Annotated in this window: 12 protein-coding genes; 6 read left to right on the top strand and 6 right to left on the bottom strand. The window is 69.9% G+C overall.

All coding sequences use genetic code 11. The features are described 5' to 3' along the window. Window positions 1-49: 49 nt before the first annotated feature. Complete coding sequence (mftR, locus tag F9C12_RS33310; protein WP_409185711.1) at window positions 50-682, top strand: mycofactocin system transcriptional regulator; 633 nt, start codon at window positions 50-52, stop codon at window positions 680-682. Between the two features lie 43 nt (window positions 683-725). On the opposite strand, the gene F9C12_RS33305 is transcribed toward mftR, so the two are convergent. From F9C12_RS33305 to F9C12_RS33285, 5 genes are all read right to left on the bottom strand, one after another. Beyond that, window positions 726-1,535, bottom strand: a complete 810-nt coding sequence (locus tag F9C12_RS33305) for a vWA domain-containing protein (RefSeq protein WP_409463014.1) — start codon at window positions 1,533-1,535, stop codon at window positions 726-728. 125 nt (window positions 1,536-1,660) lie between these two features. Then, window positions 1,661-2,599, bottom strand: coding sequence for an AAA family ATPase (locus tag F9C12_RS33300; RefSeq protein WP_409185709.1), 939 nt, complete (start codon window positions 2,597-2,599; stop codon window positions 1,661-1,663). Continuing rightward, on the bottom strand, window positions 2,596-3,717 hold the full coding sequence (locus tag F9C12_RS33295) for an NDMA-dependent alcohol dehydrogenase (protein ID WP_009082064.1): 1,122 nt from the start codon (window positions 3,715-3,717) through the stop codon (window positions 2,596-2,598). Before F9C12_RS33295 ends, F9C12_RS33300 begins: the two co-directional genes overlap by 4 nt. Before the next feature lie 28 nt (window positions 3,718-3,745). Beyond that, complete coding sequence (locus F9C12_RS33290) at window positions 3,746-5,245, bottom strand: aldehyde dehydrogenase family protein (RefSeq protein ID WP_409463013.1); 1,500 nt, start codon at window positions 5,243-5,245, stop codon at window positions 3,746-3,748. Window positions 5,246-5,308: 63 nt separating this feature from the next. Continuing rightward, window positions 5,309-6,952: a sigma-54-dependent Fis family transcriptional regulator gene (locus F9C12_RS33285; protein WP_409463012.1), complete on the bottom strand. Its 1,644-nt coding sequence runs from the start codon at window positions 6,950-6,952 to the stop codon at window positions 5,309-5,311. Window positions 6,953-7,080: 128 nt separating this feature from the next. Here F9C12_RS33285 and F9C12_RS33280 point away from each other — a divergent pair, with 128 nt between their 5' ends. Then, window positions 7,081-7,650, top strand: a complete 570-nt coding sequence (locus tag F9C12_RS33280) for a YdcF family protein (RefSeq protein WP_409463011.1) — start codon at window positions 7,081-7,083, stop codon at window positions 7,648-7,650. A gap of 569 nt (window positions 7,651-8,219) precedes the next feature. Here the strand turns inward: F9C12_RS33280 and F9C12_RS33275 are convergent. Beyond that, the gene (locus F9C12_RS33275) at window positions 8,220-9,254 is read right to left on the bottom strand and encodes a TetR/AcrR family transcriptional regulator C-terminal ligand-binding domain-containing protein (protein ID WP_409463010.1); all 1,035 of its coding nucleotides are present in this window, start codon (window positions 9,252-9,254) and stop codon (window positions 8,220-8,222) included. 83 nt (window positions 9,255-9,337) lie between these two features. On the opposite strand from F9C12_RS33275, the gene F9C12_RS33270 reads away from it, so the two are divergent. The 4 genes from F9C12_RS33270 to F9C12_RS33255 all read left to right on the top strand — a co-directional run bounded on the left by F9C12_RS33270 (window position 9,338) and on the right by F9C12_RS33255 (window position 15,627). Beyond that, window positions 9,338-10,804, top strand: coding sequence for an FAD-dependent oxidoreductase (locus F9C12_RS33270; RefSeq protein ID WP_409463009.1), 1,467 nt, complete (start codon window positions 9,338-9,340; stop codon window positions 10,802-10,804). A gap of 380 nt (window positions 10,805-11,184) precedes the next feature. Continuing rightward, window positions 11,185-12,807: a ribosomal protection-like ABC-F family protein gene (gene abc-f, locus F9C12_RS33265; RefSeq protein WP_409463008.1), complete on the top strand. Its 1,623-nt coding sequence runs from the start codon at window positions 11,185-11,187 to the stop codon at window positions 12,805-12,807. Further along, window positions 12,804-14,420 carry an ABC-F family ATP-binding cassette domain-containing protein gene (locus F9C12_RS33260; RefSeq protein ID WP_409185702.1) on the top strand — a complete coding sequence of 539 codons (1,617 nt, stop codon included), beginning with the start codon at window positions 12,804-12,806 and terminating at the stop codon, window positions 14,418-14,420. Before abc-f ends, F9C12_RS33260 begins: the two co-directional genes overlap by 4 nt. 79 nt (window positions 14,421-14,499) lie before the next feature. Then, window positions 14,500-15,627 carry a serine hydrolase domain-containing protein gene (locus F9C12_RS33255; RefSeq protein WP_409463007.1) on the top strand — a complete coding sequence of 376 codons (1,128 nt, stop codon included), beginning with the start codon at window positions 14,500-14,502 and terminating at the stop codon, window positions 15,625-15,627. The last annotated feature ends 50 nt before the right edge of the window (window positions 15,628-15,677 follow it).

The raw sequence follows: 15,677 nt of genomic DNA, 5'->3' as shown, positions 1-15,677 counted from the left end.
GACCGAGTAGTGTCACCGGGTGACAGAAGCGTTCGCGGGAGGGGGCGGCATGGCTGCTGATCCAGGCGCCGAGGCGCGGCCTCGGAGGGGGCGGCCTCGCGGGACCAGTGCGCGGCAGCTCGAGGAGATCGCGTTGCGGCTGTTCACCGAGCAGGGGTTTCACGAGACGACGGTGGATCAGATCGCGGCCGCGGCCGGGGTGAGCCGGCGGACGTTTTTCCGGTATTACGACGCCAAGTCCGACGTGTTGTGGAACGAGTTCGATTCCGAGGTCGAGACGATTCGGGAATTGCTTGCGGAGGCGCCGGAGGATGTTCCCGTGCTGGAAGCCGTCCGGCGGGCGGTTTTGGCTGCCAACCATTATCGGGCCGAGGACGTGCCTGAGTTGCGGATGCGGATGAATTTGCTCAGTACTGTCGCCGAGCTGGCGGCTAGTGCTACTCGGCATTATGACGCCTGGGAGCGGGCGGTGATCAGTTTCGTGGCGCGGCGGACCGGGCAGGCAGAGGATTCGTTGTATCCGTTGGCGGTGGGGCGGGCGGTTCTGGCTACTTGCCGGGCGGCTTACGAGCGGTGGTCGGCTCGGGCTGATGCGGATTTGACTTTGTATTTGGATGCCGGGCTGCGGGCGTTGGCGGCTGGGTTCGCGGATGAGGTTTTGGTGGGGGATCCTGGGGTTTGACGGGGTCGCCCCCAACCGGCGGCAAGGGCTGCGCGGGTTCCCCTCACGGGCGGTCCAGCAGGGCGGCTAGGGCCGCGGGGGCCGCTGCGGCTCCGCTCAGCGGATGCCAGCGGGCTCCTGCTGCCTTGGCGAACCGTTCCGCTTCTCCGCAATCCTCGGCTGGGGCCAGGATCAGGAGGTCTTCGCACGCGCGAGCGGGCGGTAGCGGATCCTGATCATCTGTTGCTCTGCAGTCCGACAGCAGCAGGACTGTTTTTCTCGCTGCGCGTGATGAAGCGAGTTGTTCGTTCGCCTTGTGCAAAGCGGCTGCCAATGCGGTCACTCCGTGTCCTCGCAACGACAACACTGAATCCACTACCGCTGCCTTTGTTTTGGAGGACCACAGCGGGCGGATTACTTCTGCTGTTCGGGCGAAGGACACCACTGCGTGTTCCGCCGGGGCTCGCCACGAGCATGCTGCTGCGGTGAGGGCGGCGGCGGCCAATCGGGTGCCGGTCATGGAACCGCTGGTGTCGATCACCAGGCAGAGGGCCAACTCTGGGCGGGCCCACCTGCGGGCCACCAGGTCGTCCAGTGCTGGGACTCCCCCGATCGCAGCCGCGTCCAGCAGGGCGGGCAGGGAGCGGTCCAGGTCCAGTTCGCCGCCTCGGTCGGCGCGGTCTCGGCGTAGTTTTCCGACGCCCCTGGCCCTCGCCACCCCGCGGCGGGCGACGTCGATCATCAGGCGGCGGGCCAGGTCCCGGGCGGCCGCGCGCAGGGATTCGTCGGTGGCTTTGCTCATCTCGACCAGCAAGGCCATGGCCTCGTCGGCGTCCTCGCGGAAGGCGGTGCTGAACGCTTGCTCGTCCAGCACACCTACCTCAGGCGAGATTTCCGCGAAGCGGGCGTTGCGGGACAGTTCGGAGCGCGGCGTGGTGCTGCTGCGCGCCGAACCTGGCCGGGGTGTGCGTGGTCGCGGGGGGCCCGCCGGCGGCGGGCTCAGGCTTCCCCCGGCGGATCACCGCCTTCTGAACCAGGTGGCGGGGATTCCGTTCCGAAGATGGCGACATACAGTTCGTCGATCACCGATTCCGCGGTGCGGCCGCTGGATTCGTGCAAGGCGATCCGACCGGACAGAGCGGCCAGCGCGGCGTCGTGGCCGATCCGCCAGTCGGTCGCCGAAGCGCCGCGGATGCGGGCCAGCGAGACCGCCAGCCGTACCACGTCGATCGCGCCGCGTACGGAGGAGCCGACCCGGACATCGGCGTGCTCGCGCGTGCGGCGCACCAGATCCACGACGTTGTCCCGCCATTCCACCGGGACGGACGGGCTGCGGCGGGCGACGATGTCGCTTTCCTCATCCTGGGTTTGGTAGCCCATCACGATCCGGCAGACCCGGTCGTAGATCGCCGACGAGATTCGGGCCGTGCCGACCGCGTCGAACGGGTTCATCGCGGCCACCAAGCGGAATCCGTCCGCGGCGCGTACCCGGCCCAGGCGGGGCACGTGGAGTTCGGCCTCGGACATGACGGTGATCAGGACGTTGAGCGTCTCCTCCGGGATCCGGTTGACTTCCTCGACGTACAGCAGGCCGCCGGTGCGCAGTGCCTCGATCAGCGGACCGTCCACAAAGGTCTCCGGCACGTAGCCTTCGGCCAGCACTCGCGAAGGATCGAACTGTCCGACCAAGCGAGCAGGGGTCAGTTCGGCGTTGCCTTCGACGAACACGAACGGTGTGCCGCCCGCCTCCGCGACGGCGCGCAGCAGGGTGGTTTTGCCGGTGCCGGGCGGGCCTTCGAGGACGACGTGCGCGCCGCAATCCAAGCCGGCCAGCAGGAGTTCGATTTCGCGTTGCCGGCCGACCACGTCCGCGGCCAGGAGGGGAACCGCGGGCTGCGGACCGGAAACCGGCCCGCAGCTCGCGGACAAAGCCGTCACGGCGCGTCGTGGACCAGCACGCCGCGCACGTTCCGGCCCTCCAGCAGATCGTCGTACCCCTGGTTGACCTCTTCCAGGGTGTACGTGCGGGTGATGATTTCGTCCAGCTTCAGATCCCCGCTCTGGTACAGGCCGAGGATCTTCGGGATGTCCGTGGTCGGGTTGCAGTCGCCGAACAGGCTGCCCTTCACCGTCTTCTTGAACAGCGTCAGGATCGAACCAGGCAGATTGACGTTGTTGACCGACAGTTTGTTCAGCCCGGTCAGCACGATCGTGCCGCCCTTGCCGGTGGCGTTGAACGCGCCGGTCACGATCTCCTCGGTGACGATGCCCGCGGTGACGATCGTCTTGTCCGCTCCGTTGCCGTTGGTGAACGACTGCGCCAGCTCGGCCGCTTCCTCCGGCGTCGCGACCGCGTGCGTCGCGCCGAGTTCCATCGCCTTTTCGCGCTTGTTCTCCAGCGGGTCCAGCGCGATCACGTTCTTCGCGCCGGCGTAGCGCGCGCCCTGCACCGCGTTGATGCCGATGCCGCCGACGCCGGACACGATCACCGTTTCGCCCGGGCGGACGTTGGCCGCGTTCACCGCCGAACCCCATCCGGTCGGGACGCCGCAGCCGACCAGCACCGCCTTGTCGAGCGGCAGGTCGTCGTCGACCTTCACCACCGAGTTCTGGTGGATGGTCGAGTACTGGCTGAACGTGCCGAGCATGCACATCGCGCCGTATTCCTTGACCGGGCCGGGGCCGCTGAACGGGAACCGCTCGCCCGGCAGGTAGCCCTCGAGGATCGTGGCGCCCATGTCGCAGATCGCCTGCTGCCCGGTGGAACACCAGCGGCACACGCCGCAGTTCGGGATGAACGAGCACACCACGTGGTCGCCCGGCTTGACCCGGGTGACGCCGGGGCCGACGTCCTCGATGATGCCCGCGCCCTCGTGGCCGAGCACCATCGGCAGCCGGGCCTCCAGGTCGCCGTGCGCGATGTGCACGTCCGAATGGCACAGGCCGGCGTGCGTGTACCGGATCAGCACCTCGCCCTCGCCGGGGCCTTCGAGATCGAGTTCGACCACCTCGATCGGCTTGCCCACCTCGTAGACGACCGCTGCTTTCGTCTTCATCGGGAACTCCTTTGTTCGAGCGGGCGGATCACAGCGCGATGTTCACGGACTTGGTCTGCGTGTAGAGGTCGAGCGCGGCCGCACCCAGTTCCCGGCCCCAGCCGGACTGTTTGTAGCCGCCGAACGGCATCGCCGTGTCGAAGCCGTTGTACTGGTTGACCCACACCGAGCCGGCCTTCAGTTCCTTCGCAGTACGGTGCGCCTTCGCGACGTCGCGTGTCCAGACCCCGGCGGCCAGGCCGTATTCACTGTTGTTGGCCGCGGCGGCCACGCCCTGTTCGGCGTTGAACGGCATGGCCGCCACGACCGGGCCGAAGATTTCTTCGCGGACAATGCTGAATTCCGGTTTCACGTCGACGAAAACGGTCGGTTCGATGAAGTATCCGGTTTCGCCCCAGCGTTTTCCGCCGGTGAGCGCGCGGGCGCCGTCGGCGAGCCCCTCGCCGAGGTAGCGCGAGACGCGGTCGAACTGCTCCTGGGAAACCATCGGGCCCAGCTGGGTTTCCGGGTCGAGGCCCGGCCCGATCTTCACCTGGCTCGCCGCCTGCGCGACCGCCTGGGTGAACTCCTCGAAGATCGTGTCCTCCACGTACAGCCGCGTTCCGGCGACGCAGCACTGGCCGTGGTTGAACATCCACGCGTTGACCGAACCGGGCACCGCGAGGTCGAGATCGGCGTCGGCGAACACCACGTTCGGGCTCTTTCCGCCCAGCTCCAGGGAAACCTTTTTCAGGTTTCCGCTCGCCGCCTGGACGATCTTCTTGCCCACCTCGGTCGAGCCGGTGAAGGCGACCTTGTCCACGCCGTCGTGCGCGGCCAGCGCGGCCCCGGCGTCGCCGAAACCGGTGACGATGTTGACCACGCCGGGCGGGAATCCGGCCTCCTCGAAGAGCTGGCCCAGCAGCAGCGCGGTCAGCGGCGTCTGCTCGGCGGGCTTGAGCACCACGGTGTTGCCCGCGGCGAGCGCCGGCGCGATCTTCCACGCGGCCATCAGCAGCGGGAAGTTCCACGGGATGATCTGCCCGCACACGCCGACCGGCTCGCGCAGCGTGTAGGCGTGGAACTGCGCGTCCGGCGCGAACGGCATCGACACGTTTACCGTGCTGCCTTCGATCTTGGTCGCCCAGCCCGCGTAGTAGCGGAAGACGTCGGCGGCCCAGCCGGTGTCCACGGCCGTCGCGATCGCCGCGGACTTGCCGTTGTCGAGCGCCTCCAGCTGGCCGAAAATCTCCGCCCGTTCGGACAGCAGATCGCCGATGCGCCAGATCAGCCGTTCGCGCTCGTTGGGCTTCATCGCCGCCCACGGGCCCTCGTCGAACGCCTTGCGCGCGGCGGCGACGGCGCGGTTGACGTCCTCGGCCTCGCCGTGTGCGACCTCGGCGATCTTCTCCCCGGTGGCCGGGTCGTAGGTCGGGAACGTGCGGCCCGACGCGGCCGGGACCCAGCGTCCGCCGATCAACAGCTCAAGCGGGCCGGTTACGAACTCGCGGACCTCGGTGTGCAGGGGGAATTCCACCGTTGCGGTCACCTGGCGCCTCCTCACTTCGTTGTGACGGAGGTCATCGTCACCCGGCGGACCGGGGGCGGAGTGTTACAGAAGTGGACAGTCGTCGGTCACGCCGAGCGCCTGCATGCGGCGGTAGAGCGTGGTGCGGCTGATGCCGAGTTCGCGGGCCGCGCGCAGCTTGTTGCCTTCGCTGGCGCGCAACGCCGTGACGATCGCGTTCCGTTCGGCGAGTTCGCGCCCGCCGAGCTGCCGCGTACGGGAACTGCCGCGGTAGGCGGGCGGCAGCTGGGCGAGGTCGATCACGCCGGTGTACGGAAGACGGGACACCTCGCGCATCGCCGCGCGCAGTTCGTGCAGGTTGCCCGGCCACGGATGAGTCCGCAGCGCGGCCAGCGCGGTGCCGGTGAAGTGGGGTTTCCGGTCGGGATATTCGTCGCGGAGCATCGCCACGGCGATCCCGGGCAGGTCGTCGAGCCGCTCGCGCAGCGGGGCGAGGGCGACGGTTTCCGCGCACCTCGCCGCGATCGCCGCGACGGCTGGGGACATCGCGGCCGAGGGGACGGAAGTGAGCAGCAAGCGGGCCGATCGGGGGTTGTCGAGCGCCTCGCCGACCAGCGGGAGCAGGCTCTCCGGGAGCAGGTGAACGTCGTCCAGGACCACGGCGGTGCGCGGCTGCGCGACGAGGTCGGCGAATCTCGTCGCCCAGGCTCGCGGTTCCTCGCGCAGCGCGGCGGCGGCGTGCAGGACGACCGGATCGTCCGCACCCGCACGCGCGCGGGCTTCGGTGGTCCGGCCGGTGCCCGGTTCGCCGGTGATAAGGACTGAGCGGGCGGGTTTTACGGCTGTGGGCGTGGGTTTTCGGCTGCTGGTGCTCCGCGCGATCCGGAAGACGGCACCGTCCGTCGAACCCTCGACGCGTTCGGCTACGACCGAAAGACTGATTCCGTCACCCACTTCGAGGCGAGTGTCGAATACTCCGCGTTCCGGGACTTGCGGCAGCAACGTGCGCAACAGGGTCGGATCGGCCGGGCGGAGCTGTTCGATGCAGGTTTCGTTGGCAAACACCAGATCCCCGCCGAGCACCGCCACCGGCACGCTGCGGTGGTGCGTGGCCTGCTGGAAAGCCAGGAAGAGCCGCCGTTCGCAGGCGCGGGCGCTCTCCAGCACGAGCTGCTCGATGTCGCCGACGACGCGTTTCACCAGCGGCCCGAACAGCGGGTTGCTGCTGTCGCTTTCGCCGGTGATGTCGAGAACGCCTTCGAGCCGTCCGGTGAGCGGATGCCGGATGGGATGGCCGTAGCAACTGAACCGCTTCAACGCGTCGGCGTAGTGCTCCTGACCGTGGATTTCCACCGCCTGGCGGGATTCGTGCGGGGTGCCGAGCGCGTTCGTGCCGACGCGGCCCTCGCTGAGCTGCGAACCGTGCAGCACGCCGATCTCTTCCAGCTGGCGCTGCAGGCCGCGGTCGCCGAACCAGCGGAAGACGAGCCGGCAGTCGCGGTCGGCGAGCAGAATGGAGAACCGGGTGCCGGTCAGCTGCTCGACGAGCTGCTCCAGCACCGGCCGGGCGGCGGTCATCAGCCTGCTGCGCGGATCGACCTCGCCGATCGAAATCGCGGCCTGGTCCAGCTCCGGCTCCACGCCGAACAGCCGGGACCGGCGCCACGAATCGGCGATCGGCGGCCGCAGGACGGCGGAGCCCTGCGACGGTGTTCCTCCGAGCGACACTGCTCCTCCCGACTACCGACGACGACGTAGCGGTTCGTGTGACAGTACCGTCGCGAATCGACAAGTTCCAGACGTGCGTCCTCTCGCGACCCGTATTGTCCTTTGTGGACACTGGTAGGATCGGGTGAGTGCTGCGCCGTTTTCTGCTGCTTTTCGTCGCGTTGGCCGGCTGGGCCGAATGGGAACACTGGCGCTCCTCGCGCCGCGGAATGGGCAGCCGCCCCGGGACGTCGGGCACCGGCGAGGCGGTGGTCGTGCTCGGCTACCGCAACCGCGGGTCGCGAGCCAATTTCGTGAACCGCTGGCGAGTACGGGCGGCAGTACGTTCCCAGGCGCCAGGACCGTCCCGCCTGGTGCTGTGCGGCGGGGCTGTCGGCGGCCCGGAGCCGGAGGCCGCGCTGATGGCCCGGTACGCCCGCTCGCGCGGCTACCGCGGTTCGCTGGTGCTCGAGACGGAGAGCCGGTCGACGTGGGAGAACGTGCTTCATGCGGCGCCGCTGATCGAGGACGCGGACCGGATCAAGATCGTCTCGGACCCGTTGCACGCGGAGAAAGCGCGGCTTTACCTGCGCAAGCATCGACCGGATCTGGCGGAGCGACTGGTGCCCGCACGGGACTACCGGTTCGGGGAATGGACGGCGGTGAAGCCGGTACTGGCGGTGCTGGGGAAACGGAGTTTGCGGCGGCTGCGGCGTTGAGCCTGGGGGGTTGAACCTTGGGGGGTTGAGCGTGCGCGTGCGGGCTGGCATCGCGAGCGCGGCAAGCTAGCAAACGCGAGCCGGGCGCGGTCGCCGCGCACTGACCCCGCGGGCAAGCGCGAGCCGGGCGTCGTCGCGCGCTCCGCATCGCCAGCACCACGAGCCGGAGACGTCTCGACGCACTGCCACGGCGAACATCACGAGCGAGCAAGCCCCACCGCACCACCGCCGACCTCGCCGCCGAAGTGGACGGGCTCATGAGCGGCAAATTCCGGCCCCAACCGACGCCGCCGCTAGCGAGCAGCCCCCACCACGCCACCGCCGAAGCGGCAATCCCGGCCCTAGCCGACGCCGACACTAGCGAGCAGCCCCCACCACGCCACCGCCGAAGCGGCAATCCCGGCCCTAGCCGACGCCGACACTAGCGAGCAGCCCCAACGCACAGTGTCGTGAGCGGCAATCCCGGGCCTAACCGGCACCGCCACTAGCGAGCAGGCCCCACCGCGCCACCGCCCCGCCGAAGCGCACGGCCTCGCGAGCGGCCATTCCGGTCCCCACCGCCCCCCTCACTAGCCCCCGGGCAGGTGCGCGTTGATCTTGGCCACCGCCGCCTCCAACCCGGCCCGTTCGTCCCGGTCGAGCGGGGCGAAGACCATCTCGTCGGCCTCCGCCAGCACCGCGTCGAGGCCCGCGACCACGGCGAGCCCGGCCGAGGTGGCGTAGACCCGCTTGCGCCCGCCCTCCGTGCGGCGCTCGACCAGACCCCGGCGTTCGAGTCCCTTGAGCAGCAGGGAAACGTTCGCGGGCGTCGTGCAGGTCATCTCCGCGACGTCCCGCTGGATCATCCCGGGCTCCCGCTCCAGATACCCGAGCACCATGGCCTGCTCAAAGGTGAGATCGCGCGTGCGGCTCCATTCCTCGACCCGCTTGCGCTGCCCCCACCGAATCGAGCGGAAAAGGTCTCCGCGCATCGGTTCCGGCCGAGCGCCATCCCGATAAGTTAAGTCCTTAACTTCAGAATTCGGTTGCACGAGCGGCAGGAAAAGGTCGTCGACGATCGACCGGATCCGCGCGGGCCGCAGCGGGGTGAGGTCCATCAGCAGGTCGTGCCGGACCAGCTGGAACGGCATCTCGAGCACCGTCCCGGACAGCCGCGTCAGGTCGATCTCGCCGCGGGCGTGGGCGCGCTGGTAGAGGTCTCGCGGAAGCAGCCGGTCGCCGATGATCTGGTCGCGGACCTGGGCGGGAGTGGCGCCGAGACTGGCCGAGAATCCGGAGTGGGAGGCAGCGACGACGATCGCGAAGAACCCGGCCAGGGCTTCGCTCACCGCGGTCAGGTACGCGAGCAGGTCGCCGCGCAAGCTCCCGGTGTCCGGCATGGCGATCGGGTGGTCGTCGCGGTGCCGCCGCATCGCGGCCAGCACGAGTTCGTCCTTGTTGGCCCACCGCCGATAGAGCACGGCCTCGCTCGTGCGGGCGCGGACGGCGACCGATTCCATGGTCAGCCGCGCGTACCCGGCTTCGACCAGTTCTTCCCATCCGGCCGCCAGCAGCGCGGACTCCAGCTGCTCGCCATGCCGGCGACGGACGCTCTCAGGGGCCACGCCTCCCACCATAGAAAGGTTTGTCTTTCTTAGCAAGGCACCCTACTCTCGCGGACAGTAGTTCCGAACCAGGGGGAATCGAAATGCTGCTCGAAAACCTGTCCGCGCCGGAATTGCCGGTCCTGATCGCCGGAGCCGGCCCGACCGGGTTGACGCTGGCCTGCGAACTCGCCCGGCGCGGCGTCGCGTTCCGGCTGGTCGAAGCGTCCCCCGGCCCGCGCCCGGGCTCGCGCGGCAAGGGGCTGCAGCCGCGCACTCTCGAGGTGTTCGACGACCTGGGCGTCATCGACCGCATCCTCGCGAACGGCCGGTCCGCGATGCCGATCCTCCGGACCGACGCCGAGGGCACGACGAGCGGCGGGCCGACCTTCGAGGAGCGTCCCGATGTTCCTTACCCCGCAACGGTGATCATCCCGCAATGGCGCGTCGAAGAAACCCTCGGCCTCCGCCTCGAAGAACTCGGCGGAGAGGTCGAATTCGGCACCGCGCTGGAGAGTTTCGACCAATCCGCCGACGCGGTGACCGCAGTGCTGCGCACCGGCGACGAGACCGAAACCGTCCGCGCGCAGTGGCTGGTCGGCTGCGACGGCGGCCGCAGCGTCGTCCGCAAACAAGCCGGAATCGCCTTCGCCGGCGAGACAGACGAGCAGATGCGGATGATCATCGCCGACCTGGCCGTCGACGGCCTCGACCGCGACGCCTGGCACATGTGGCGCTGCGAGGAGGGTTTCGTCAGCCTCTGCCCGCTGCCGTCGACCGGGCTGTTCCAGTACCAAGCGCCCATCGGCGACGAAACCGACCTCGACCTCGCCACCCTGCAGGCGATCTTCGACCGGCGAAGCGGCCGCACCGACGTCCGCCTGCGCAGCCCGGAATGGACGTCCGTGTGGCGCTCCAACACCCGGCTGGCCGACCGCTACCGCACCGGCCGCGTCTTCCTCGCCGGCGACGCCGCGCACGTGCACTCCCCCGCCGGCGGCCAGGGCATGAACACCGGCATCCAAGACGCGCACAACCTGGGCTGGAAACTCGCCGCCGCCTCGCCCGCCCTGCTGGACACCTACGAGTCCGAACGCCGCCCGGTCGCCGCCGGCGTGCTGCAGCTGTCGACCGCGAGACTGGCCGAAGCGGTCGCGCAGAAGAGCATCCCGATCCGCAGCGACCGGGACACGACCCAGCTCAACGTCAACTACCGAGGCTCCGTCCTGGCCCGCGACGACCGCGCCGAATCCGCCCAGCTCCGAGCAGGCGACCGCGCCCCCGACGCCCCCGGCCTCACCACCACAGCCGGCGAACGCCGCCTGTTCGACCTCACTCGCGGCGGCCAGTTCACCCTGCTGAACTTCGGCCCGCGGTTCGACTCGGCCGTCCGCACCTTCCACGTCGTCGCCCAGCCCGCCGCCGACGACGAGATCGCCGATTCCGCCGGCCACCTCGCCCGCGCGTACGCCCCGACCGACCGCACCCTGATCCTGCTCCGCCCCGACGGCTACGTCGGCCTGATCTCGGACGCGGGCGACTTCTCCGCCGTCGAGCAGTACCTGCCCTAGCCTCGTCCGTCCACAGTGGAACCCGGATGCGTTTCCTCCGCTTCCTGGTATCCTGGCCAGCGGACCGCAGAGTTGATCAAGAGGATTTCCATCGTGGCAGGTGAAGACGACATCTCCGGGTGAGCCCGGGGCACGGGCCAGTACGGCACCGGCCCCTCGCTGATCCCTGCGCGGCCTCGAGCCGCGCGTGGAGGTTCCCGCGCTGGTCAGGCGACATGCGCCACCGGACCCGCGGGCTGCGAGGCAATCGACCGAGGCAGGCGGGTCAGCACGCCGCCGAGCAGGTCGGGCATGGGCTGGTTCCGCATGGGCTCATCCACGTCGTCCACATCACCGACCAGCAGAGGGCGCCCCTCTGCCGATCCACCGCGAGGCCTCACATGTCCGATCTCCGCATCGTCCTGTCCGGGATCTCCTTCTCCTGGCCCGACGACACCCTCGTCTTCGACCAGCTCTCGGCCACCTTCCCGGCGGGCCGCACCGGGCTCGTCGCGCCCAACGGGGCCGGGAAGTCCACTCTGCTGAAGCTCATCGCCGGGCAGCTCACCCCGGCCAGCGGCAGTGTCAGCGTGGACGGGGTGCTCGGCTATCTCCCGCAGGACCTGCCGCTCACCGCGGAGCGCACGGTCGCCGAGGTGCTCGGCATCGACGCGATCCTCAAGGCCATCACGGCGGTCGAGGGCGGCGACGCGGCCGAGGAGCACTTCACCACCATTGGCGCGGACTGGGACATCGAGGACCGCACCCGCGCGCAGCTGGACCGGCTCGGGCTCGGCGATCTCGCGCTCGACCGGCTGCTCGGCACGCTCAGCGGCGGCCAGGTCGTCTCCCTCGGCCTCGCCGCGCAACTGCTGCGCGGCCCGGACGTCCTGCTGCTCGACGAGCCCACCAACAACCTCGACCACACCGCCCGCCAGCAGCTCTATTCGGTGCTTTCCGACTGGTCCGGCTGCCTGCTCGTGGTGAGCCACGACCGCGCGCTGCTGGACCGGATGGACCGGATCGCCGAACTCGGCGCGGACGAAATCCGGTTCTACGGCGGCAATTTCACCGAATACGAACAGGCGGTCCAGGCCGAACGGGAGGTCGCGGAAAAGAACATCCGCAACGCCGAACAAGAGGTCAAACGCGAGAAGCGCGAAATGCAGCAAGCCCGGGAACGCGCGGCGAAACGGGCCAGCAACGCGCAGCGAAACCTGTCCAGCGCCGGTTTGCCGAAGATCTTCGCGGGCACGATGAAACGCAACGCGCAGGAATCCGCGGCGAAGGCGGACGGCACGCACGCGGCGCGGGTCAGCGCGGCGAAGGCCAAGCTCGACCAGGCTGAACGGTCGTTGCGCGAGGAGCAGAAGATCAGCCTGGAGCTGCCCAAAACCGCGGTTCCGGCTGGGCGGACGTTGTTTTCCGGCAAGCATCTTCGGGTGCGCGAGCTGTTCGCGGGCGACGGTGCGGAGCTGTCGATCCGGGGTCCGGAAAGAATTGCGCTCACCGGCCCGAACGGGGTGGGCAAGTCGACCTTGTTGCGGCTGATGCACGGCACGCTCGCGCCGGACGCGGGCGAGATCAGCCGTGCGGACGGGCGCATCGCGTATCTGTCGCAGCGGCTCGATTTGCTGGATTCCGAACGCACTGTCGCGGAAAATCTCGCCGACGCCGCGCCGGAAATGCTGCCCGCGGATCGGATGAATCTGCTGGCGCGCTTCCTGTTCCGCGGCGCGCGGGCGCATCTGCCGGTCGGCGTGCTGTCCGGCGGCGAACGGCTGCGCGCGACGCTCGCGTGCGTCCTGTTCGCCGAGCCGGCCCCGCAACTGCTGCTGCTCGACGAACCGACGAACAACCTCGACCTGGTCAGCGCCGGCCAGCTGGAAAGCGCGCTGAACGCTTACCAGGGCGCGTTCGTGGTGGTCAGCCACGACGAGCGGTTCCTGGCCGAGATCGGCGTCGACCGCTGGCTGCGGCTGGAAAACGGGCAGCTCCGGGAAACGGCCGGGATCGCGGAATGACCGCCCTGCGCGCGCACGAGATCGTGCGGGTGCTCGGGGGACGGCGCGTGCTCGACGGAGTGTCGGTCACCGCCGCCCCCGGCCGCCGGATCGGGGTGATCGGCGAGAACGGCACCGGGAAATCGACCCTGCTGAGAGTGCTCGCGGGCGTGGACGCGCCGGATCGCGGCGAGGTCGAGCGGCCGCCGGAGCTGGGTTTCCTGCACCAGGAAATGCCGTTCGACCCGGCACAGACGGTCGCCGAGTTCCGCGACCAGGCCCTCGCCGCGGCCCGCGAAGTGCTGGCCGGACTCGACCGGGTCGCCGCGCTGCTCGCCGAAGCGCCGGAAGACGCCGCCTTGCTGGCCGAGTACGCCGAATTGCTCGACCAGGCGCAGCAACACGAGGCGTGGGACGCGGACCGGCGGGCGGAGATCGTGCTCGCCGGGCTGGGGCTCGCCGAGATCGAACCCGAGCGCACGCTCGGTTCCCTCTCCGGAGGCCAGCGCGGACGGCTCGCGCTCGCCGGGCTGCTGGTGCGCCGTCCGTCCGCGATGCTGCTCGACGAACCGACCAACCACCTCGACGCCGAAGCCGCCGCGTTCCTCGAAGCCCAGCTGCGCGAGCTGCCCGGCGCCGTGGTGTTCGCCAGCCACGACCGGGCGTTCCTCGACGCGGTGTGCACCGACATCCTCGACCTCGACCCAGCCCCGGACGGCCCGGTCCGGCACGGCGGCACCTACACCGAGTACCTCGGCTGGAAACGCGCCGAACGCGAACGCTGGGAACGGCAGTACCTCGAAGAGCAGGAAGAACTGGAGGAACTGCGCGACGCGCTCGGCGGCACCGCGCATCGCGTCGCGCCGGGCCGGCTCGCTCCGGACAACGAGAAAATGGGCCTCGGCCGCAGGTCCGGCCGGGTGCAGAACCAAATCTCGCGCCGCGTCCGGGCCACCACGCGGCGGCTGGACGAACGGGAACGCACCCAGCTGCCCGCGCCACCGCCGCCGCTCCGGTTCCGCCCGCGCGCGCTGGCCGTCGAGAACCCGCGGGAAACCCTTGTCACGCTGGAGAACGTGCATCTTCCGGCCCGGCTTTCCGTCTCCCGCCTGGAGATTCGGGCGGACACCCGGCTGCTGGTCACCGGCCCGAACGGCGCCGGAAAGTCAACGCTGCTGCTCCTCCTGGCCGGAGATCTCAACGCGGAAGGCGTGACGCGCCAACCCGGCATCACCACCGGAATCCTCCGTCAGGACACCACTTTCGCGCGCCCGCAACGCACCGCCCGCGCCACCTATCTCGCGACGCTAGGCCCGGAGCGCGTCGCGGCCGTGCCGTTGAACTCGTTGGGGCTGCTGACAAATCGCGAAGCCTCCCGGCCGGTCGGCGAACTGTCCGTCGGGCAACGCCGCCGTCTCGCGCTCGCGCTCCTCATCGCCGACCCGCCGCACCTGCTGCTGCTCGACGAACCAACCAACCACCTGTCCCCCACGCTGTGCGACGAACTGGAGGACGCACTCGGCACCAGCCCGGGCGCGATCGTCGCCGCCACGCACGATCGGCGGCTGCGCGAAAACTGGACCGGGCAAGTCGTGCACGTCGGACCCGACCACCGCGTTACGCCGTTAGAGTGAGCCGCGCCGGGCGGAGGTCCGGCGGAAAGGCCCGGCAGCGACCACCCCGCGGAACATCCGCCCGCGAAGGGAACGACCGATGATGCACGAAGTCCTGCGCCGCCACGTCGAGTCCGGGTTCATCCCCGGCGCGGTAGCCCTCGTCGCGCGCGGCGACGACGTCGAGGTGACCGCGGTCGGGCAGCTCGCCGTTGAGAGCAGCGCGCCGATGACCCGCGACTCCATCTTCCGCTTCGCCTCCATCACCAAGCCGATCACCGCCGCGGCCGTGCTGACGCTGGTCGAGGACGGCCGGTTCGACCTGGACGCCCCCATCGCCGAATGGCTGCCCGAGCTGGCGAACCCGCTGGTGGTGCGGACGCCGCGAAGCCCGGTCGACGACGTCGTACCCGCGCGGCGGCCGATCACCGTGCGAGACCTGCTGACCTTCCGGGCGGGTTATGGCTTCCCGTCGGACTTCTCCTTGCCGCAGGTCCAGGAGCTGCGCACGGTGCAGACCGACGGCCGCGAGGTCCGGTTGCGCCCGGAACCCGACGAATGGCTCGCCCGGCTGGCCCGCGTCCCGCTGCTGCATCAGCCCGGCGAGGCCTGGCTGTACGACACCTGCTCCGACCTGCAGGGCATCCTGATCGCGCGCGCGTCCGGCCAGTCGCTGCCGGACTTCCTCGCCGAGCGGGTGTTCGAGCCGCTCGGCATGGTCGACACCGCGTTCGAGGTCCCCGCCGCCAAACGGCACCGCTTCGCCAGCTACTACCGCGGCGGCGAAGCCGGTCTGGAGCTGGCCGACGCCCCGGACGGCCAGTGGCGCGAGGTGCCGCCCTTCCCCGCGGGTTCCGGCGGACTGGCCGGCACCGCGGACGATTGGCACCGCTTTGCCCGGATGCTCCTTTCCGACGGGGAAGGACTGCTGTCGAAGGAATCCGTCCGGCAGATGACCGCCAACCACCTGACCGCTGAACAAATCGCGGCCAATCCGGTCTTCCTCGACGGACAGGGCTGGGGGTTCGGCGGGGCGGTCGACGTCGCGCCGACGCGGCCCTGGCAGGTCCCGGGCCGCTACGGCTGGGTCGGCGGCACCGGAACCAGCGCCTACCTGACGCCTTCGACCGGTTCGGTGGCGATACTTCTCACCCAGCGCGGGGTGGACGGCCCCGGCGGCATCCCGCAGATGCAGGACTTTTGGCGGGCGGCGGCCGCGCCGGAATGATCCGGCGGGGGCCGCGCACTGTACTGTGGCCCGCGGGCACGAGGCAACGC

Source organism: Amycolatopsis sp. GA6-003 (assembly GCF_046267895.1).
Taxonomy (GTDB): domain Bacteria; phylum Actinomycetota; class Actinomycetes; order Mycobacteriales; family Pseudonocardiaceae; genus Amycolatopsis.
This window is presented reverse-complemented; position numbering and strand designations above follow the sequence as displayed.

Excerpts from the sequence above, each read along its gene's own strand:
- F9C12_RS33260 (WP_409185702.1), top strand. The coding sequence starts at position 12,804 with ATGACCGCCCTGCGCGCGCACGAGATCGTGCGGGTGCTCGGGGGACGG.
- mftR (WP_409185711.1), top strand. The coding sequence starts at position 50 with ATGGCTGCTGATCCAGGCGCCGAGGCGCGGCCTCGGAGGGGGCGGCCT.
- F9C12_RS33295 (WP_009082064.1), bottom strand. The coding sequence starts at position 3,717 with ATGAAGACGAAAGCAGCGGTCGTCTACGAGGTGGGCAAGCCGATCGAG.
- abc-f (WP_409463008.1), top strand. The coding sequence starts at position 11,185 with ATGTCCGATCTCCGCATCGTCCTGTCCGGGATCTCCTTCTCCTGGCCC.
- F9C12_RS33255 (WP_409463007.1), top strand. The coding sequence starts at position 14,500 with ATGATGCACGAAGTCCTGCGCCGCCACGTCGAGTCCGGGTTCATCCCC.
- F9C12_RS33270 (WP_409463009.1), top strand. The coding sequence starts at position 9,338 with ATGCTGCTCGAAAACCTGTCCGCGCCGGAATTGCCGGTCCTGATCGCC.